The organism is Microvirga medicaginis (genome assembly GCF_052658925.1).
In genome coordinates this window covers 93,098-111,955 of record NZ_JBQWEL010000004.1, presented here as the reverse complement: position 1 = coordinate 111,955, position 18,858 = coordinate 93,098, and the positions used below count along the sequence as shown (strand labels likewise).

Annotated in this window: 18 protein-coding genes; 12 read left to right on the top strand and 6 right to left on the bottom strand. The window is 61.8% G+C overall.

Translation table 11 applies throughout. The annotated features are described in order from the left end of the window. Nucleotides 1-313: 313 nt before the first annotated feature. The 5 genes from ACUXUR_RS07780 (at nucleotide 314) to gltX (ending at nucleotide 7,684) form a co-directional block, all read left to right on the top strand. The gene (locus tag ACUXUR_RS07780; protein WP_445501777.1) at nucleotides 314-1,318 is read left to right on the top strand and encodes an O-antigen ligase family protein; all 1,005 of its coding nucleotides are present in this window, start codon (nucleotides 314-316) and stop codon (nucleotides 1,316-1,318) included. Continuing rightward, nucleotides 1,315-2,700 carry a glutathione-disulfide reductase gene (gene gor, locus ACUXUR_RS07775; RefSeq protein WP_445501776.1) on the top strand — a complete coding sequence of 462 codons (1,386 nt, stop codon included), beginning with the start codon at nucleotides 1,315-1,317 and terminating at the stop codon, nucleotides 2,698-2,700. The genes ACUXUR_RS07780 and gor overlap by 4 nt, the downstream gene beginning before the upstream one ends. Nucleotides 2,701-2,822: 122 nt before the next feature. Next, a complete protein-coding gene (locus ACUXUR_RS07770; protein ID WP_445501775.1) occupies nucleotides 2,823-4,208 on the top strand; it encodes a class II 3-deoxy-7-phosphoheptulonate synthase in 1,386 nt (461 codons plus the stop codon). Between the two features lie 344 nt (nucleotides 4,209-4,552). Further along, complete coding sequence (locus ACUXUR_RS07765; protein ID WP_445501774.1) at nucleotides 4,553-6,286, top strand: NAD+ synthase; 1,734 nt, start codon at nucleotides 4,553-4,555, stop codon at nucleotides 6,284-6,286. 57 nt (nucleotides 6,287-6,343) lie between these two features. After that, entirely contained in the window at nucleotides 6,344-7,684 is a 1,341-nt protein-coding gene (gene gltX, locus ACUXUR_RS07760) for a glutamate--tRNA ligase (protein WP_445501773.1), read from the top strand. Nucleotides 7,685-7,838: 154 nt separating this feature from the next. Here the strand turns inward: gltX and ACUXUR_RS07755 are convergent, their stop codons facing one another. The 3 genes from ACUXUR_RS07755 to ACUXUR_RS07745 all read right to left on the bottom strand — a co-directional run bounded on the left by ACUXUR_RS07755 (nucleotide 7,839) and on the right by ACUXUR_RS07745 (nucleotide 10,795). Beyond that, on the bottom strand, nucleotides 7,839-8,600 hold the full coding sequence (locus ACUXUR_RS07755; RefSeq protein WP_445501772.1) for an ABC transporter permease: 762 nt from the start codon (nucleotides 8,598-8,600) through the stop codon (nucleotides 7,839-7,841). Continuing rightward, the gene (locus ACUXUR_RS07750; protein WP_445501771.1) at nucleotides 8,597-9,568 is read right to left on the bottom strand and encodes an ABC transporter ATP-binding protein; all 972 of its coding nucleotides are present in this window, start codon (nucleotides 9,566-9,568) and stop codon (nucleotides 8,597-8,599) included. Before ACUXUR_RS07750 ends, ACUXUR_RS07755 begins: the two co-directional genes overlap by 4 nt. 102 nt (nucleotides 9,569-9,670) lie before the next feature. Then, the gene (locus tag ACUXUR_RS07745; protein ID WP_445501770.1) at nucleotides 9,671-10,795 is read right to left on the bottom strand and encodes a DUF2865 domain-containing protein; all 1,125 of its coding nucleotides are present in this window, start codon (nucleotides 10,793-10,795) and stop codon (nucleotides 9,671-9,673) included. A 154-nt stretch (nucleotides 10,796-10,949) separates the two neighbouring features. Here ACUXUR_RS07745 and ACUXUR_RS07740 point away from each other — a divergent pair, with 154 nt between their 5' ends. Continuing rightward, complete coding sequence (locus ACUXUR_RS07740) at nucleotides 10,950-11,333, top strand: VOC family protein (protein WP_445501769.1); 384 nt, start codon at nucleotides 10,950-10,952, stop codon at nucleotides 11,331-11,333. Between the two features lie 59 nt (nucleotides 11,334-11,392). After that, nucleotides 11,393-11,899: a CreA family protein gene (locus ACUXUR_RS07735; RefSeq protein WP_445501768.1), complete on the top strand. Its 507-nt coding sequence runs from the start codon at nucleotides 11,393-11,395 to the stop codon at nucleotides 11,897-11,899. A 12-nt stretch (nucleotides 11,900-11,911) separates the two neighbouring features. Here the strand turns inward: ACUXUR_RS07735 and ACUXUR_RS07730 are convergent, their stop codons facing one another. Further along, nucleotides 11,912-12,523 (bottom strand): LysE/ArgO family amino acid transporter, encoded by a 612-nt coding sequence (locus tag ACUXUR_RS07730; RefSeq protein WP_445501767.1) that lies wholly within the window; start codon nucleotides 12,521-12,523, stop codon nucleotides 11,912-11,914. A gap of 93 nt (nucleotides 12,524-12,616) precedes the next feature. On the opposite strand from ACUXUR_RS07730, the gene ACUXUR_RS07725 reads away from it, so the two are divergent. Beyond that, nucleotides 12,617-13,519, top strand: a complete 903-nt coding sequence (locus tag ACUXUR_RS07725; protein WP_445501766.1) for a LysR family transcriptional regulator ArgP — start codon at nucleotides 12,617-12,619, stop codon at nucleotides 13,517-13,519. Between the two features lie 34 nt (nucleotides 13,520-13,553). Here the strand turns inward: ACUXUR_RS07725 and ACUXUR_RS07720 are convergent, their stop codons facing one another. Beyond that, nucleotides 13,554-13,880 (bottom strand): hypothetical protein, encoded by a 327-nt coding sequence (locus tag ACUXUR_RS07720; RefSeq protein WP_445501765.1) that lies wholly within the window; start codon nucleotides 13,878-13,880, stop codon nucleotides 13,554-13,556. Nucleotides 13,881-14,174: 294 nt separating this feature from the next. On the opposite strand from ACUXUR_RS07720, the gene cysS reads away from it, so the two are divergent. Genes cysS through ACUXUR_RS07700 form a run of 4 tightly spaced genes read left to right on the top strand, consistent with a single transcriptional unit; the run spans nucleotide 14,175 to nucleotide 18,215 of the window. After that, entirely contained in the window at nucleotides 14,175-15,644 is a 1,470-nt protein-coding gene (gene cysS / locus ACUXUR_RS07715) for a cysteine--tRNA ligase (protein ID WP_445501764.1), read from the top strand. Then, on the top strand, nucleotides 15,644-16,153 hold the full coding sequence (locus ACUXUR_RS07710; protein ID WP_445501763.1) for a GNAT family N-acetyltransferase: 510 nt from the start codon (nucleotides 15,644-15,646) through the stop codon (nucleotides 16,151-16,153). Before cysS ends, ACUXUR_RS07710 begins: the two co-directional genes overlap by 1 nt. Further along, nucleotides 16,150-17,745 carry a citramalate synthase gene (gene cimA / locus ACUXUR_RS07705; RefSeq protein WP_445501762.1) on the top strand — a complete coding sequence of 532 codons (1,596 nt, stop codon included), beginning with the start codon at nucleotides 16,150-16,152 and terminating at the stop codon, nucleotides 17,743-17,745. Before ACUXUR_RS07710 ends, cimA begins: the two co-directional genes overlap by 4 nt. 20 nt (nucleotides 17,746-17,765) lie before the next feature. After that, nucleotides 17,766-18,215: a DMT family transporter gene (locus tag ACUXUR_RS07700; RefSeq protein ID WP_445501761.1), complete on the top strand. Its 450-nt coding sequence runs from the start codon at nucleotides 17,766-17,768 to the stop codon at nucleotides 18,213-18,215. A gap of 11 nt (nucleotides 18,216-18,226) precedes the next feature. On the opposite strand, the gene ACUXUR_RS07695 is transcribed toward ACUXUR_RS07700, so the two are convergent. Next, nucleotides 18,227-18,835 (bottom strand): LOG family protein, encoded by a 609-nt coding sequence (locus ACUXUR_RS07695; protein WP_445501760.1) that lies wholly within the window; start codon nucleotides 18,833-18,835, stop codon nucleotides 18,227-18,229. Between the last annotated feature and the right edge of the window lie 23 nt (nucleotides 18,836-18,858).

Here is an 18,858-nt window from a genome sequence, read left to right as displayed (position 1 = left end):
CTGGGTCCTTTATCGCTGTTGAACCTTGTCGTAAGAGCCTGACGTAAGAATCTAACAAAGAGCACGCTTTCTTATGGCTTTCATGGACGTCCCTATAACCAGCTCTCGGCTTCGCGCTGCCGAAGGCTTCTGGCGTGCCGCAATGGTGAGCTTGGCTATCACGCCCTTAGGAATGACAATCGCACACCGCTCCAGTCCTCTGTATGTGGTCCTGAGTGCCGCCCTGTGCTTGGTGGCGATGTGTCTTGAGGGAGGGTTTCGTCCTTTCCTGCGGAGCCTTTCAGCGGCATTGACCTCGCCTCTCGGGCTCGCCGTGCTTGCGTTTTTTGGCTGGAGCCTCCTGTCTATCGGCTGGAGCGAGTTCAAGTCCGTCTCCCTTTTCTCCCTGGGAGAGGTCTGGCTGCCGATCGCAGCTGCCCTGATCCTGGCTCTGACCTTGCCCAAGCATCTGACGCGGCAGATGTTTTGGCTCCTGGCCGGCGCCTTCGTGCTGTCTGGCATTATCATTGTGATGGAGCTTAGAACGGGCTTGGCTCTGCGCAGGGCCATCCGCATGCGGGCCGATCCCTTTATTTTCAATCGCCCTGTGTTGACGCTGCTCATGCTGGCCATGCCTCTGACAGCTTGGCTCCTCGGCGATCAGCGGAGAGGAGCGGTCTGGAGCTTGGCTCTGCTGCTGTTCCTCACGGCCGTTGTGATACAGTCTGAGAGCGATGCCGCCGTTCTGGGGCTGGCCATCGCCTGCCTCACCTTTCCCATGGCTTGGTTTGTCCCACGCGTGACTTTTGGCCTGGCGGCCTTCGCCTTCCTGGTGGCCTTCTGCGCTTCTCCTCTCATCGGTCCCATTGCAGCTCGGCTGATCACCCCCGCCATGCACGAGAAAATGGCCAGCGGCCATTCGAAGGAGAGAGTTGAACTCTGGCAGAGCTTCGGCTTCGTGGTGAGGGAGAAGCCCATTCTGGGCTCCGGCTTCGCCACAAGCCCGCGCATGGCGCAAACCACTATTGCAAAGAAAGTGCCGGTTGAGCATCAGAGGATGCTGAATATCGGACACCCTCACAATGCGGCGCTGCAGATCTGGGTGGAGCTTGGTGCGATCGGGGCCGCTATTGCTGTATTGATTGTCTTTCTCACCCTGCGGATGGTTTGGCAGTTACCCCATCTGACCAGATGCGCTTCCATGGCGCTGATAGCCGGGGCAGGCCCCGTGGCTCTCGTTGGTCATGGCGCTTGGCAGGGATGGTGGGCAGCATCGCTTGGCGCGGCCATTATATGGATGCAAGCTGCCAGCCGATTCCAAACGGAGACCGAGTCATGATCCAGTTCGATGTAGACCTTTTCGTCATCGGAGCGGGGTCCGGCGGTGTCCGCGCCGCTCGCATCGCCGCGAACTACGGCGCGAAGGTGATGATTGCAGAAGAGTACCGGGTCGGTGGAACCTGCGTCATTCGTGGCTGTGTGCCCAAGAAGCTCATGGTCTATGCCAGCCGTTTCGCCGACGAGTTCCACGATGCGGCCGGGTTCGGCTGGACTGTCGGCGAGACGAGCTTCGACTGGTCGACCCTCATCCGCAACAAGGACAAGGAGATCGGCAGGCTAGAGGGGATCTACCGGGCCAATCTCGAAAAGGCCGGAGTCGAGATCGTCAACAGCCGTGCTGTGATCGAGGATGCGCATACGGTCCATATTCTCAAGACCGGCGTTCGTGTCCGTGCTCGCTACATCCTCGTAGCGGTCGGCGCTCATCCGACCATGGAGCCCGTCATTCCAGGCGGCGAACTCGGCATCACCTCGAACGAGGTCTTCCACCTGGAGACTCAGCCAAGGCGCATCATGGTTGTTGGCGGCGGCTATATCGCCGTGGAATTCGCCGGCGTCTTTGCAGGGCTCGGGAGCGAGGTGACCCTGGTTCACCGGGGAGACAAGCTCCTGCGCGGTTTCGACGAGGACGTGCGCGATGCCCTGGGTGAGGCCTATGCTCAGCGCGGGATCAATCTCGCTCTCAAGAAAACCCTGACGCGTCTGGACAAGACTGCAGACGGTATTGCCGTGACCCTGTCCAACGGCTCCGTGATGACAGTCGATCAGGTGCTTGTTGCGACAGGCCGACGGCCGAATACGCAGGGGCTCGGCCTTGAGAAGGCGGGCATCACAGTCGACGAAGTGGGGGCGATCCCGGTCGACGCCTATTCCCAGACGCTTATCCCTTCGATCTATGCGGTCGGCGACGTGACCAACAGGGCCAATCTCACGCCCATCGCCATCCGCGAGGGACACGCCTTTGCCGACACTGTGTTTGGCGGAAAACCCACGATCGTCGACCACGGCCTGATCCCCACGGCTGTCTTCTCGACTCCAGAGATCGGCGTCATCGGCTGTGGCGAGGCGGCGGCTCGGGAGATCTATGGGGACATCGACGTCTACAGGACGGCTTTCCGACCCATGAAGGCTACCCTGTCGGGCGGCTCCGAACGGGTGCTCATGAAGCTCATCGTCGACAAAGCCACCGACAGGGTCGTGGGCGTCCATATCATGGGACATGACGCGGGCGAGATGATTCAGCTTGCTGGTATCGCCGTGACCATGGGGGCCACCAAGGCTGATTTCGACCGCACCGTCGCCGTCCATCCGACCGCTGCGGAGGAGCTGGTGACAATGCGCACGCCCGTGATGGTCAAGAAGCCGGTGGCGGTGGGATGAACAGAGCCTCGAAAGACGCGTCTTTTCGGCACTCGCCTTTTTATTTGTGTCGTGTATAGGTGCCTTTTCGTGCCGCTTGTTGCGGTGAACGAGAGGATACAAAAGACACGGGGGTAAGTGTCATGACTGAGCGGTGGACGCCCGATAGCTGGAGACACAAGCCGATCCAGCAGGTTCCGGCCTATCCGGACCCGGAGGCGCTTGAAGGCGTGGAGCAGCAGCTTTCAGGCTTTCCTCCGCTCGTTTTTGCGGGCGAGGCCAGAAAGCTGAAGCGTGAGCTGGCGAAAGTGGCCAAGGGCGAGGCTTTCCTCCTCCAGGGCGGCGACTGCGCCGAGAGCTTCGCCGAACACTCCGCCGATAACATTCGCGATTTCTTCCGCCTGTTCCTGCAGATGGCCGTGGTGCTCACCTATGCGGGCGGCTCGCCGGTGGTGAAGATCGGCCGCGTGGCCGGCCAGTTCGCCAAGCCGCGCTCCTCCGCGACCGAGACCATCGACGGCATCGAGCTGCCGAGCTACCGCGGCGACATCATCAGCGACATCGCCTTCACGCCTGAGGCCCGCACGCCCGATCCGCGCCGCCAGCTCATGGCTTACCGCCAGTCGGCCGCGACGCTCAACCTGATCCGCGCCTTCGCGACGGGCGGTTATGCGAATCTCGAGAACGCGCATCGCTGGATGCTCGGCTTCGTGAAGGATTCGCCGCAATCCTCGCGTTACAGCGAGCTGGCCGAGCGCATCACCGAGAGCCTCAACTTCATGCGGGCGATCGGCATCGATCCCGAAACGCATCCCGAGATGCGCTCGACGGATTTCTACACCAGTCACGAGGCCCTGCTGCTCGGCTACGAGGAGGCCCTGACCCGCGTGGATTCCACTACCGGCGACTGGTATGCCACCTCCGGCCACATGGTCTGGATCGGCGACCGCACGCGCCAGATCGACCATGCCCATGTGGAATACATGCGCGGCATCAAGAACCCGATCGGCCTCAAGTGCGGCCCGTCCCTCACGGCGGATGGGCTCCTCAAGCTCATCGATGCCTTGAATCCTGATGACGAGGCTGGCCGTCTCACCCTGATCTGCCGGTTCGGAGCCGACAAGGTGGCCGATCATCTGCCGGGCCTGATCAGAGCGGTGCAGAAGGAAGGCCGCACGGTGGTGTGGTCCTGCGATCCGATGCACGGCAACACGATCAAGGCTGCTTCGGGCTACAAGACGCGCCCCTTCGAGCGGGTCATGGGCGAGGTGAGGGACTTCTTCGCCATCCATCAGGCGGAAGGGACACATGCGGGCGGCATCCATCTGGAGATGACCGGCAAGAACGTGACGGAATGCACCGGCGGCGCCCGCGCGCTCACCGATGCGGACCTCTCAGACCGCTATCACACCTATTGCGACCCGCGCCTCAACGCGGAGCAGGCGCTGGAAATCGCGTTCCTGACCTCGGAACTGATCAAGCGCGAGCGCCAGTCAAGGGAAAGGCCCGCCGCCCTGGCGGCTGAGTGAAATAAAAGAAAAGGGGCGCTTTCGGCGCCCCTTTTACTTTCTTGGATCGGCTTTGAACAATCGTGGACTTAACTCAGCCAGCCCATGAAGTAGAGAATAAGGATGATCGGCAGAGGAATACCGATCAGCCAAAGCAAGCCGCCTTTCAACATTGTTGTCTCCATTGTCAAAATCGTGTGGGAACAACGACCTGAGCTGTATTGGGTTCCGAAGAATGCTGCGGCGGTCACGGCCCGCAATTGGCTCACTGGCGGATCGAGGCGGGCCTCTTGGCGTTAAGTTCATGGGATAGCTTAGACTTTGCATTGCTGCGCATCCGGCAGCGCGCTAATTCTGCAGGTGCCATGGCTCAGAACACGCTCAAGATCGCTCTCGCGCAGCTCAACCCCATTGTCGGCGATGTGGCCGGCAACGAGCAAAAGGCACGCCTCGCCCGTGCCGAAGCGGCCCGGATGGGCGCCGATCTCGTGATGTTCGCCGAGCAGTTCCTCGTGGGCTATCCTGCCGAGGATCTCGTGCTCAAGCCTGCCTTCCAGGATACCTGCCGCGCCGCACTGGAGCATCTCGCCCGCGAGACGGCCGATGGCGGGCCCGGCATGCTCATCGGCCTGCCGTGGCGCGAGAAGGGCGAACTCTACAACGCCTATGCGCTTCTCGATCGCGGCGCGATCTCGGTGCGCTTCAAGGTCGATCTGCCCAATTACGGCGTTTTCGACGAGAAGCGGAATTTCGATGCCGGTCCCTTGCCGGGTCCGGTCAATTTCCGCGGCATTCGCTTGGGGATTCCGATCTGCGAGGACATCTGGACCGGCGATGTGGTCGAATGCCTTGCCGAGACGGGAGCCGAAATGCTCCTCGTTCCCAACGGCTCGCCCTATTGGCGGGGCAAGACGGAGGAACGCTTCAACATCGCTGCCGCGCGTGTGACGGAAAGCGGCTTGCCGCTCATCTATCTCAATCAGGTCGGCGGTCAGGACGAGCTCGTGTTCGACGGCGCCTCCTTCGTGCTGAACGCCGATTGCTCGCTGGCCTGCCAGATGCCCGCTTACGAGGAGGTGATTGCGCTCACTGCCTGGGAGAAGGGCGAGGACGGCTGGGTGTGCCGCGAGGCTCCCATGACGACCGTGGAGGAGGGCGAAGAGGCTGACTATGCCGCCTGCGTCCTCGGCCTTCGCGATTACGTGGAGAAGAACCGCTTCCCCGGCGTGGTGCTCGGGCTTTCCGGTGGAATCGATTCCGCGATCTGCGCCGCAATGGCCGTCGATGCGCTGGGTGCGGACCGTGTTCATTGCGTGATGTTGCCCTATCGCTATACCTCCGGTGAATCCTTGCGCGATGCGCAGGCCTGCGCGGAAGCCTTGGGCGTTCGCTACGACATCCTGCCCATTGCCGATCCCGTGGAGGGCTTCGAGGCTGCGCTTCAGCCTCTGTTCCGGGGCAGGGAGCGCGACATCACGGAAGAGAACCTCCAGAGCCGCGCGCGCGGCACCATTCTCATGGCGATCTCGAACAAGTTCGGCGCCATGGTGGTGACCACGGGCAACAAGTCCGAAATGTCGGTCGGTTATGCCACGATCTATGGCGACATGAACGGCGGTTTCAATCCGATCAAGGACCTTTACAAGATGGAGGTCTACCGCCTGTCCGCGCTCCGCAATCGCTGGAAGCCGAAGGGGGCTCTCGGTCCGGACGGGATCGTGATTCCTGAAAACATCCTCACCAAGGCTCCTTCTGCGGAGCTGCGCGAAAACCAGAAGGATCAGGATTCGCTGCCGCCCTATGAGGATCTCGATGCGATCCTGCGCGGCCTCGTCGAGGAGGAGCTTCGCGTCTCCGATATCGTCGCCAAAGGCTATGAGCTCGAGGTGGTGAAGAAGATCGAACGCCTGCTTTACATCGCCGAATACAAGCGCCGACAATCGGCGCCAGGCGTGAAGGTCACCCGCAAGAATTTCGGCCGCGACCGCCGCTATCCCATCGTGAACCGCTTCCGCGATCAAGGCCTCGACGCCCATCAGAAGGACGAAGCCCTGGAGCGCGCCATCGGCAAACCGCGCATGGGCTCGCTCGATGTTTGATCTCTCATTGGCGGCAGCCCCTTGCGCCGCCCGGCTCCCTTCGCCATAGGGTTTTCTATGTCCAAGCCCATCGTTCGTTTCGCCCCGTCTCCGACCGGGCATATCCATATCGGCAACACCCGCGTGGCCCTGCTCAACGCGCTCTTCGCGCGTCGGGAAGGGGGCACCTTCATTCTGCGCTTCGACGATACGGACCTCGTGCGCTCGAAGCAGGAATACGCGGATTCGATTGAGGCCGATCTCAAATGGCTCGGCATCCCGCCGGATGTCACGGTGCACCAGTCGCAGCGTTTCGATCTCTATGACGCAGCGGCAGAGCAGCTGAAGGATGTCGGCCGTCTCTATCCGGCTTATGAGACGCCGGAGGAGTTGGAGTTTCGCCGCAAGCGTCAGCTTGCCCGCGGCCTGCCGCCGATCTATGACCGTGCCGCGTTGAAGCTCACGGACGAGGAACGCGCGAAGCTCGAAAGCGAAGGACGGAAAGCTCATTGGCGCTTCCGCCTCGACCACACGAACGTGGCGTGGAACGACCTCGTGCGCGGCGAGTGCCATGTGGATTGCGGCTCGCTCTCCGATCCCGTGCTGGTGCGCGAGGATGGCACCTATCTCTACACGCTGCCGTCGGTGGTCGATGACATCGACCTCAAGATCACCCATGTGATCCGTGGCGAAGACCATGTCACCAACACGGCGGTGCAGATCCAGATCTTCGAGGCGCTGGGCGCTGCCATTCCCACCTTCGCGCATCACAGCCTGCTGATCACCGCGAGCGGCGAGGGGCTTTCAAAGCGCCTCGGCCACCTCTCGGTGAAGGGCCTGCGCGATGCAGGACTGGAGCCGCAGGCGGTGGCATCGCTCGCCGTGCTTGTCGGTTCCGCCGAGGCCGTGCGTCCCGTTGCCGATCTCAACGAACTCGCTAGTCTCATCGACTTCTCGCACATCTCCCGTGCGCCTGCGAAGTTCGATGAGAGCGAGTTGGAGCATCTCAACGCGCGCCTTATCCACGAGATGCCCTACGAGACCGTGCGCGAGCGTCTTAGCGAACTCGATGCGGATCTCGGCGAAGCCTTCTGGAATGCCGTGCGCGGCAATCTCACGAAGGTTCGCGATGTCGCGGAATGGGCCAAGGTCGTGCGTGGGCCGGTGGCGCCCGTCATCGAGGATCGCGCCTTCATCGACGCGGCCGCTGAAGTCCTGCCGGATGGGCCGTGGGATACCACGACCTGGAAATCCTGGACCGAGGCCGTGAAGACGAAGACCGGTGTGAAGGGCAAGGCGCTGTTCATGCCGCTGCGTCTTGCGCTCACGAGTCTCGATCACGGTCCGGAACTTGGAAGTCTCCTGCCGCTCATCGGTCCCGAGCGCGCGAAGGCACGTCTGTTGGGACAGACGGCGTAAAGCTCACGAACAGAAATCCCAAACACTGTCCTCATCCTGAGGAGCAGCCGTCAGGCTGCGTCTCGAAGGAGGATCCAGTGATCACTGGATCCTCCTTCGAGACGGATTGCTCACGCAATCCTCCTCAGGATGAGGTTGAGTATGTGATTTAGTCTTAAGCCTTGATCTTGTAGCCCGTCCGGAAGATCCACCAGATGGCGGCGAGGCAGGCCAGCATGAACAGGAGCGTCATGCCGAGGCTGATGCCCACATCAACATCGGCGACTCCGTAGAAGCTCCAGCGGAAGCCGCTGACCAGATAGACCACCGGGTTGAACAGAGCGACCTTCTGCCAGAAGGGCGGCAGCATGTTGATGGAATAGAAGCTGCCGCCGAGAAAGGCCAGCGGCGTCACGATCATCAGCGGGATCACCTGCAGCTTCTGGAAGCTGTCGGCCCACACGCCGATGATGAAGCCGAAGAGACTGAAGGTGACGGAGGTCAGGACCAGGAAGGCAATCATCCAGACGGGATGTTCGATGGAGAAATCCACGAAGAAGCGAGCGGTGACGAGAATGATGGTGCCGATGATCACCGACTTCGTGGCCGCCGCGCCCACATAACCGATCACCGTCTCGATAGCCGAAATGGGGGCCGAGAGAATCTCGTAGATCGTGCCGGTGAATTTCGGCATGTAGATTCCGAATGACGCGTTGGAGATGCTCTCGGTCAGGAGCGAGAGCATGATGAGACCAGGCACGATGAAGGCGCCATAGCTCACGCCATCGATTTGAGCCATGCGCGAGCCGATGGCCGAGCCGAAGACGATGAAATAGAGCGAGGTCGAGAGAACCGGCGAGGCGATGCTCTGCATCAGCGTGCGCCAGGTGCGGGCCATCTCGAAGAAATAGATCGCCTTGATGCCGTAAACGTTCACGAGCGCCCCCTTACCAGGCTGACGAAAATGTCCTCCAGCGAGGACTCGGAGGTGCGCAGATCCTTGAAATCGATTCCGTGCTCGTTGAGGCGGCGCAACAGCGTGGCGATGCCCGTTTCCTCGCTCTGCGTGTCGAAGGTATAGATGAGATCTGCGCCATCGGCCGAAAGCTGCAGGTTGTCGGATTGCAGATCGGCGGGAAGGATAGCGAGCGGGCTCTGCAGGTGCAGGGTCAGCTGCTTCTTCCCGAGTTTTTGCATGAGCACATGCTTGTCCTCGACCAGGATGATCTCGCCCTTGTTGATCACGCCGATCCGGTCGGCCATCTCCTCGGCCTCTTCGATATAGTGAGTCGTGAGAATGATGGTGACGCCGCTCTCGCGAAGACCGCGCACCATGTTCCACATGTCCCGGCGCAGCTCCACATCGACGCCCGCCGTCGGTTCGTCGAGGAAGAGGATCTTGGGTTCGTGCGAAAGCGCCTTGGCGATCATCACGCGCCGCTTCATGCCGCCCGAGAGCGCCATGATCTTCGTGTCCTTCTTCTCCCAGAGGGAGAGGTCCTTCAGGATCTTCTCGATATAGGCGGGATTGGCCGGCTTGCCGAAGAGGCCACGGCTGAAATTCACCGTCGCCCACACGCTCTCGAAAGCGTCGGTGGTGAGTTCCTGCGGGACGAGGCCGATCTTGGTTCGCGCGGGACGGTAATCGCGAATGATGTCGTGCCCATCCGCCGTGACCGTGCCCGTGCTCGGATTGACGATGCCGCAGATGATGCTGATGAGCGTCGTCTTGCCGGCGCCGTTGGGGCCGAGCAGGGCGAAGATCTCGCCCCGGCGGATATCAAGATCGACCTTGCGCAGGGCTTGGAAGCCCGAGGCGTAGGTCTTGGAGAGCCCGGAAACAGAAATGATCGGGGCCGATGCGCCGGAAGCATCCGGCATGCGCGTATGATCGAGCGGTTTCATGGAGTGCCTGATAGCACGCCGGAGACTTACCCGGAATTCCCCCTCCCAAACGAGAACGGGCCCCGAAGAGGGCCCGCTGTCGAGTGATGCCGTGAGATCGGATCAGTTCTGCGGGTTCGGCACGGGTATGAGGTTCGGCGCGATCACGCGCACTGTCTTCTTCTGGCCGTTGCCGGAGACAACCTCCTGCTGGTTGCCCTCGTTCTCGCCGACCACGCGGGTGGTCTCGATCGATTGCGGACCGATACCGGCAGATTCCTTGCTCGCCGTCGGAGCGGCGGCAGCACTCTCAGCTGCGGCCTTCTCTTCCTCATCCGCCTTTTTGTCGGCGGCCTTGCGGGCCTGCACGGCCTTCGGACGTGACATCTCCTCCGCCTTCTCGGCTGTCACGATCACGTCGCCCTTGCGCTGCTCCAGCATGCTCTCGGCCTTGCGCAGAACAACCGCCCAGCTCTCGTTGGGCTTCTTGCAGGCGCAGCTCTCGTCGAAGGTCTTGCGGAACTTGAAGGCGTTGGCGAGCGATGTGTAGGCCTTGTTGCTCGAGAGCGAGACGGCGCGTGACAGGCCATTGTCGCCACCTGGATACGCATAAGCTGTCGTTTCCGTGCCGGGGCAGAGGGCCTGGCACATCTCGTCGGCGCTCTGCTGGCCGCCGGGCGGGGTGGTGAGCGGGAAGAACGAGCCGTCGCAGGTCTTCACGCAGATCAGGCGGCCGCCGCCGAGGGCACGCGGTCCTTCATCCGCGATGATCGGCTGTCCTTCAGGTGCGATCTCCTGCTGCTGCTGACCACGCGGAGGGCCAAAAAGCGATTCGAAGAAGCCGCGGGGCTGCTCGGTGGAGCAGGTCTGCTGCACGGCAGCCTGAAGCTGGCGGCGGCGGGCCTCCACATCGGCGGGATCGACGGCCTGCTGGGCCAAGCGGGCATAGCCGGCCTCGAGCTGGCGAATCTGTGCGGCGATGGGGCCGCACTCGCGCGGGGCAGGGCCCGCAAAGAAGCCCAATGGACCACGTTCGCAGCCGATGGAATTGTAGTAACGCACGAGACGGCTGATCTCTGCCCGCTGGGCCTGCATCTGCCCAGTCGGCGCTCCGCCGCCGCTGCGCTCGAGATTCGCCAGTTCCGCGCGGAAGCGCTGGCACTCAGGCGACTGGGCGAGGGCTGCCTGTCCGGCGGCCAGGAAGGCCGTTACGGCGAAGAGGGAGCGGAGAAAGAATGTCTTTGTCATCAAGCTGATCGCAGAATCGGGTCCGATACGGCGCCATGGCCAGGAACCTGGTCATCTGACGCCGGAATGGGGCCCTATTGTGATTACCGTCTTGCCCGCTCCGGGGGAAGGCCTCTAGCCTTCCCGTCGAAAACCGACCCTGACGAGATCCTGCATGTACTCTCATACGACCATCGGAGCAAATGACCTGATGCGAGCGCGCGTCTTCTACGACGCCGTGCTGGCTCCCTTGGGCATCGAGGTGAGGTTCACGGACGAGGACATGGTGGGCTATGGCCTGCCGGGCGGGCGTCCCCAGTTCCTGGTCGTGCGGCCTTTCGACAGGGCCGAGCCCTCCGTGGGTAACGGATCCATGATCGCACTTCTGGCCTCCAAGCGTGCGCTGGTCGATGCCTGCTACGAGCTTGCGATGAAGCAGGGCGGGACGGACGAGGGCAGACCCGGTTTACGGCCTCACTATCACTGCAACTACTACGGGGCTTACTTTCGCGATCTTGACGGCAACAAGATCTGCATCTGCAGCCATCACGCCGAATAGCCCTCGTCAAAGGCGGGCGGCATTCCCACATGACAGCGTAACAGTAGGAGACAACGGGAATGCTTGCTCGAATCGCTCTGGCCTTGACCCTCTTGGCGGGGGCAGCCACCGGCGCTGCGGCCCAGGAGCCGGATCTGATCTTCAAGAAGTCCACCGTCTGGCGGGCATTGACGCCCGACGACAAGCTCGCCGTCTACGGCATCGACGATCCGGTCGTGGAGGGTGTAGCCTGTCATTATACGACGCCGGAACGGGGCGGCATTTCCGGGACCCTCGGCATGGCGGAAGAGGTGTCCGACATCTCGCTCGCCTGCCGTCAGGTCGGCCCGGTGAAGTTCAAACAGCGGTTCGGCCAAGGCGACGTGGTGTTCAGCGAGCGCCGCTCCCTCATCTTCAAACGGATGCAGATCGTGCGCGGCTGCGACGTGAAGCGCAATACCTTGGTCTATATGGTCTATTCGGACCGGCCCATCGAGGGTTCGCCCAAGAACTCGACCTCAACCGTACCGCTGATGCCTTGGGGCACAGAGGCTCCGCCGAAATGCGGCGACTGGTTGAACAAATAGGAACTCCCGCTTTTAGACGGAGCCCTTGCTCAGCAGCAACCGCGCCGCCGTCACCCACATGATGAGCCCGATGGCAACATCGAGGATTTGCCATGTGATGGGACGGGCGAAGAGCGGCTTGAGGAGACGGGCGCCGTAACCGAGCGAGAAGAAGAACGAGACTGAGGCCAGCATGGCCCCGGCCGCAAATGATCCCAGGTGTTCCGCAAACTGCGTCGAGATCGATCCGATGAGCACCACCGTGTCGAGATAGACATGCGGGTTGAGCCAGGTCAGCGCGAGGCATGTGAGCACCACGCGTCGGAGACTGGCCGGTGCCGTCTCCGACGGCCTCAAGGCCGCAGACCGGAACGCATCCCTGAAGCTCCGTGCCCCATAGGCCAGAAGAAAGGTAACGCCGAAATAGAGCAGGGCGGTTTCGGCCCAGGGGATCAGCGTGTTGATCCGGGAAAAGCCCGATACGCCCACGAGGATGAGGACGGCATCCGAAAGGGCACAAGCCAGACAGACGGCCCAAACATGCTCGCCGCGCAATCCCACACGCAGCACGAACGCATTCTGAGCTCCAATGGGAAGGATAAGGCTGAGGCCAAGCATAAAGCCGGCAAGAAAAGGGGCGGTCATGTGGATTGTCCAACCTGGAGTCGACCTTCCCTACGCCAACGCCTAGGGTTAGGGCAGTTAAAGAAACTGCTTCGACATTAGAAATTCTTATCCATGCTGGATTATGCTCTCCTCTCTGCTCTTGCCGCAGTGATCCGGACCGGCAGTTTTGAACGGGCGTCACAACAACTGAACGTCACTCCGTCAGCCATCTCTCAGAGGATCAAGCTCCTGGAGGAAAGGGTTGGAACGGTCCTTGTCGTCCGAGGCCAGCCCTGCTTGGCGACCGAAGTCGGACAGCGCCTGTGTCAGCACGTGGAGCAGGTTGCTCTGCTCGAAAGCTCCATGCGCCAAACCTTGCCGGGGCTTCAGGCTGAAACTCGGCCGATGACTCTGCGCATCGCGGTGAATGCGGATAGTCTCGCTACATGGTTCGTTCAGGCGATGGCGCAGACGAAGGGATTCCTGTTCGATCTCGTGCTGGATGATCAGGATTACAGTGCTGATTGGCTGCGGCGCGGGGATGTCATGGCGGCCGTCACCTCCCATGGCATGCCGATACAGGGCTGCAATTGCCGCCCCCTGGGGGCCTTGCGCTACATCGCGACGGCAAGCCCGGGTTTCATCGAGCGCTGGTTTCCCGATGGCTTCGGCAAGGAGAGCGCGATCCATGCGCCGAGCCTGATCTTCAATCAGAAGGATCGGTTGCAGAGCATGTGGCTGCGACAGGTTTTCGGGGCGGAAATACAGCCGCCCCTGCACTGGCTGCCCTCATCGCAGGCCTTCGTGGATGCAGCACTTGCCGGATTGGGGTGGGGGATGAATCCGGAGACCTTGGTACGGGAGCATCTCCGGACGGGGCAGTTGGTCGCCCTGAACCCTCAGGTCCACCTGGAGGTGCCCTTGTTCTGGCAGGAGAGCCGGATCGTTGGTCAAGTCATGTCCGATGTGACTCGCGCTGTTCTGAGAACGGCTCGGGCCATATTGAAGCCCGTGCCGTCCTCACCTCAGGCTTGAGGCCGGCGCCTCATGGCGGTTTGTCGGTATGTTCTCAGTTCGAGCAGGTGATCGAGACCGGACGATGCTCGGGAACCGTGAGCGACACCTTCTGAACCGATCCCGTCATCTCCTCGACCTCGACCTGGCGGAAGGAAATCGCACGGGTATAGCCTTGAGCCTCGCACCAGGTATCTGCCACAACTTGGCCACAAGCCTGGTTTGAGATGAGGCATTCCGCAACGCCGTAGCCATCGGCAGCGGGGACCAGGAAGGTCGCTTCGGTCGATGAGGCCCGAGTGCCGTTGGGAAGCAGCGTCACGGACGCGGCTCCAATGAACATGGCTGTGCCCAACCCGAGCACGGCAAATGCGCGGCGCATAGAAAACCTCATTGATTGAATTCGAGCTTTATTGTCACGGAAGCCCGTGAATAAAGCTCTAACGGGTTTGGTAAAGACCCGTTTCTTGCATATCTGCAAAGGAACTGTGCTCTCCAGCACGGGAACCTTGACGCCTGTTGCCGGACGGGGCATTGATTGATTCATGAACACGGCAACGATCCTCATTTCCGGGATTATTTGCGGCTAGCGCACCACGCTGGCTGGAGCCGTCTCGTTCTCATTCCAAGATCGAAACCAACCTCCGGCCTTGTGGCCTGACAGGGATTTGGTTTCATGGCGCCCCAGCTGAAGCTCTACAACACGCTCACCCGGTCGAAGGACGCGTTCGTCCCGATCGACCCCAAGAACGTGCGCATGTATGTCTGCGGCCCCACGGTTTACGACTACGCTCATATCGGTAACGCCCGCCCCATCATCGTCTTCGACCTTCTCTTCCGTCTGCTCAGGCATGTTTACGGTACGGAAGCAGTCACGTATGTGCGCAACATCACGGATGTGGACGACAAGATTAACGCCCGCGCCGCCCGCGATTACCCGGACCTGCCCCACAACGACGCCATCCGCGAGGTGACCCGGAAGACGGAGGAGCAGTTCCACGCCGATATCCGTGCACTTGGCGTCCTCATGCCGGAGGATGTGAATGCCTCCGGCAAACGGCCCAGCTTCATGGAACCTAGAGCCACCGAGCACATCGACGAGATGCGCATGATCATCGAGCGGCTGATCGAACGGGGTACCGCTTACGTGGCAGAGGAGCATGTGCTCTTTTCGGTCGCCAGCATGCAGAAGCTGCCCGGCCTGCCGAAATACGGCTCCCTCTCGAAACGCTCCCTCGATGAGTTGCTCTCCGGTGCTCGGGTGGACGTCGCTCCCTACAAGCGCGACCCCATGGATTTCGTGCTCTGGAAGCCCTCCGGCCCTCAGGACCCGGCCTGGCCGTCGCCCGCCGGCATCAAGACGCCGGGCCGCCCTGGCTGGCACATCGAGTGCTCGGCCATGTCATGGAAGCACCTGATCCAGGCCTTTGAAACGAGGGTGACCTGCAGCGATCCGACGGAGCGCGAGATCTTCGATATCCATGGCGGCGGCATCGACCTCGTCTTCCCGCACCACGAGAACGAGATCGCACAGAGCTGCTGCGCCTTCGAGACTCCTCGCATGGCCAATGTCTGGATGCACAACGGCTTCCTGCAGGTGGAAGGCGAGAAGATGTCGAAATCCCTCGGCAACTTCTTCACGATTCACGATCTGCTTCAGCAATGGCCGGGCGAGGTGCTGCGCTTCAACATGCTGCGCACCCATTACCGTCAACCAATCGACTGGACGGAGAAGGGCCTGGAGGAAAGCCGGAAGACCCTCGACCGCTGGTACGAGCTGGCGGGCCATGGGCAATCGGCTCAACTGTCGGAGCAGATCGTCGAGGCCTTGGCGGACGATCTCAATACGCCGAAGATGCTCGCGGAGCTTCATGCCCTCGATGGGGAGGGGGCTCACGAAGAGCTCGGCGCGAACCTGCGCGCGCTCGGCTTCCTCCTCGAAGGAGCCGAGGCGTGGAAGGCGCGAAGGCAGGCTTCGCTCTCCGTCGATCCTGCCGTGGTCGAGCGCCTGATCGCCGCCCGCAAGGAAGCCCGCGCGGCCAAGAACTGGGCCGAGTCAGACCGCATTCGCGACGAACTCGCGGCGCTCAACGTTGTCGTGAAGGACAACAAGGATGGCACCACCACCTGGGAGGTTGCGCGCTGATGGGACAGTCATTGCCGAAACCGGGACTTCGTCCCTTCCTTCCCACCGACGTGCCGGTGCTTGTCGAGATCTTTCAGGCGAGCATCGAGGAGCTCACGGGCGAGGATTACAGCGAGGCCCAGCAGGAGGCCTGGGTGATGCAATCCGAGGAGGAGGACTTCGCCGAGAAACTGGCGAAGGATCTCACCCTCGTGGCGACGGTCGAGGGCTCTGCCGTCGGCTTCATTGCGCTCAAGGACAACGAGCTGATCGAGCTGTTTCATGTGCATCCCGCCATGGCAGGGCAGGGGATCGGCACGATGCTCTATGATGCGGTCGAGAAGCTCGCGACCGCGCGCGGTGCGGCGCGCCTCGTGGCGGAGGTCAGCGACAACGCGCAGCCCTTCTTCCAGAAGCAGGGCTTTCAGCCGCAGCGCCGCAACACTCTGTCGCTCGGCGACGAGTGGCTCGGCACCACCACCATGGAAAAGCGCCTCGCACCCGACGAGGACAGGAAGATGTCGTCATGAGCGTTGAGCGCGTCTATCTCTTCGACACCACCTTGCGCGACGGCGCGCAGACCACGGGCGTGGATTTCTCGCTTGAAGACAAGCGGGCGATTGCCGCGCTCCTCGACAAGCTCGGCATCGATTACGTGGAAGGCGGGTATCCGGGAGCGAACCCGTTGGATACCGCCTTTTTCTCCGAGAAACGCACGAAGAATGCCAAGTTCACGGCCTTCGGCATGACGAAGCGGGCAGGGCGCTCGGTCTCGAACGATCCCGGCGTCTCGGCGCTTCTCGAAGCTGAGGCTGATGCGATCTGCTTCGTCGCCAAGTCCTGGGATTACCACGTGCACGTGGCGCTCGAGACGACGCTGGAGGAAAACCTCGCCGGCATTCACGACAGCGTCGAGGCTGCGCGCGCCAAGGGCCGCGAGGTGATCGTCGATTGCGAACACTTCTTCGACGGCTACAAGGCCAATCCCGATTATGCGCTCTCTTGCGCGAGGACCGCTTACGAGGCTGGTGCACGCTGGGTCGTGCTCTGCGACACCAATGGCGGCACGCTACCTCATGAGGTGATGGAGATCGTCAGGGCCGTCACCAAGGTTGTGCCAGGAGCACATGTTGGTATTCACGCCCATGACGATTGCGGCTGCGCCGTCGCCAATTCGCTGGCGGCGATCGAGGCGGGCGCACGCCATATCCAGGGCACGCTCAATGGTCTGGGCGAGCGCTGCGGCAATGCCAATCTCATCACGCTCATCGGCGCGCTGAAGCTGAAGGACGGCTATGCCTCCCGCTTCGAACTCGGCGTGACGGATGAGGCGTTGGGCGGGCTTACCCATGTCTCGCGGCAGGTGGACGAAATCCTCAACCGTCAACCCAACCGCCATGCGCCCTTCGTCGGCGCGAGTGCGTTCGCCACCAAGGCGGGCATTCACGCCTCCGCCGTGCTGAAAGACCCGCGCACCTACGAGCATGTGGAGCCGGAAGTGGTCGGCAACGTGCGCAAAGTTCTGGTGTCGGACCAGGGTGGGCAGTCCAACATTCTCGCCGAACTGAAGCGTTGCGGCTTCGATCTGGAGAAGGGCAATCCGCGCATCGCCCGCGTGCTCGACGAAGTGAAGCGGAAAGAGGCACAAGGCTTTGCCTTCGAAGGGGCCGATGCTTCCTTCTATGTGCTCGTCAAGCGCATGCTGGGTGAAGTGCCAGCCTTCTTCGACGTGGAGCGCTTCTCGGTCAATGTGGAGCGCCGCTACAACGCGATGGGCGAACTCGTCACGGCGTCGGAAGCCATCGTGAAGGTGCGCGTGGGTGATGAGATTCTCATCTCTGCTGCGGAAGGAAACGGCCCGGTGAATGCGCTCGATGTCGCGCTTCGCAAGGATCTCGGCAAGTACCAGAACCTGATCCAGGATCTGGAGCTGGTGGACTATAAGGTGCGCATCTATCAGGGCGGTTCGGATGCCGTGACGCGCGTGCTCATAGAGTTCACCGATGCGACCGGCGAGCGCTGGACCACCATCGGCGTTTCGGCCAACATCATCGATGCCTCGTTCCAGGCACTGACCGATTCCATGATCTACAAGCTACTCAAGGGCGGGGCGACGCTTTAAAGCGTATGTCCCGGCAAGTCATGAACCTTTCGCTCCTGCTGCCGCTCGCCGGCATTCTCATCGGCGGCGTCTTTCTGTCGTCGCAGGCTCCTATCAATGCCGCCCTCGCCCGCGCGCTGGGCGATCCGCTGCTAGCCGCCTGCATCTCCTTCGGCATCGGCTTCCTGGTTCTTGCCATCATCAGCGCCTTTCGCGGCGCATGGCCTTCCGGCAGCGCCATGGCCTCCGCGCCCTGGTGGGCATGGCTCGGCGGATTCTTGGGCGCGTTCTATGTGGCGATCGTGATCTGGGGCGTGCCGCAGCTCGGTGCGGTGAGCACTGTGGCGGCTCTGATCTTCGGCCAGGTGGTTGCGGCTCTTGTCCTCGATGCGATTGGAGCCTTCGGCCTGCCTGTGCAGGCCATTTCCTGGCAGCGCATTGTCGCGGCGGGTCTCATCCTGGGCGGGCTCGTGCTCTCCCGCGCAGGATGAGGGGAGGTTTTTTAGAACTTCGTCTCGATCAGATCGGCGTTCTCGACAATGCCGACGCGCCGTGCAGCGGCCTCGATCATCGGAATCACATCCTCGACCTGTTCAGCCACGAGGTAGCTGAGTTCGAGTCCGGGGCGAATGAAGCCCTGTTCGCGCATATGGGCGAAAAGCGTGAGCAGGGGCTTCCAGAACCCCTTCGTGCTGAGCATCAGGATCGGCTTCGTGTGACGGCCGAGCTGCGCCCAGGTCATCTGCTCCACGAGTTCTTCCAGCGTTCCGATGCCGCCCGGAAGCGCCACGAAGGCATCGGCCTTCTCGAACATCAGCCGCTTGCGGGTGTGCATGTCCGGAACGACGATGGTTTCCTGCACCTCGTCGAGAAGCTTTTCGCGGGATTTCAGGAAGTCCGGGATGATGCCGGTGACATAGCCGCCATGGTCGAGAACGGCCTGAGCGACCGTGCCCATGAGCCCCACATTGCCACCGCCATAGACGAGGCTGATGCCCTGCTCGGCCATGGCACGGCCCAAAGCCGCCGCATTCGCAGTAAAGACAGGATCGTCTCCGAAACCGGAGCCGCAATACACACAGATGGATTTGACAGGTTTTTGATCTGACATGGGCATTTCGGGGAGGCGGGGAG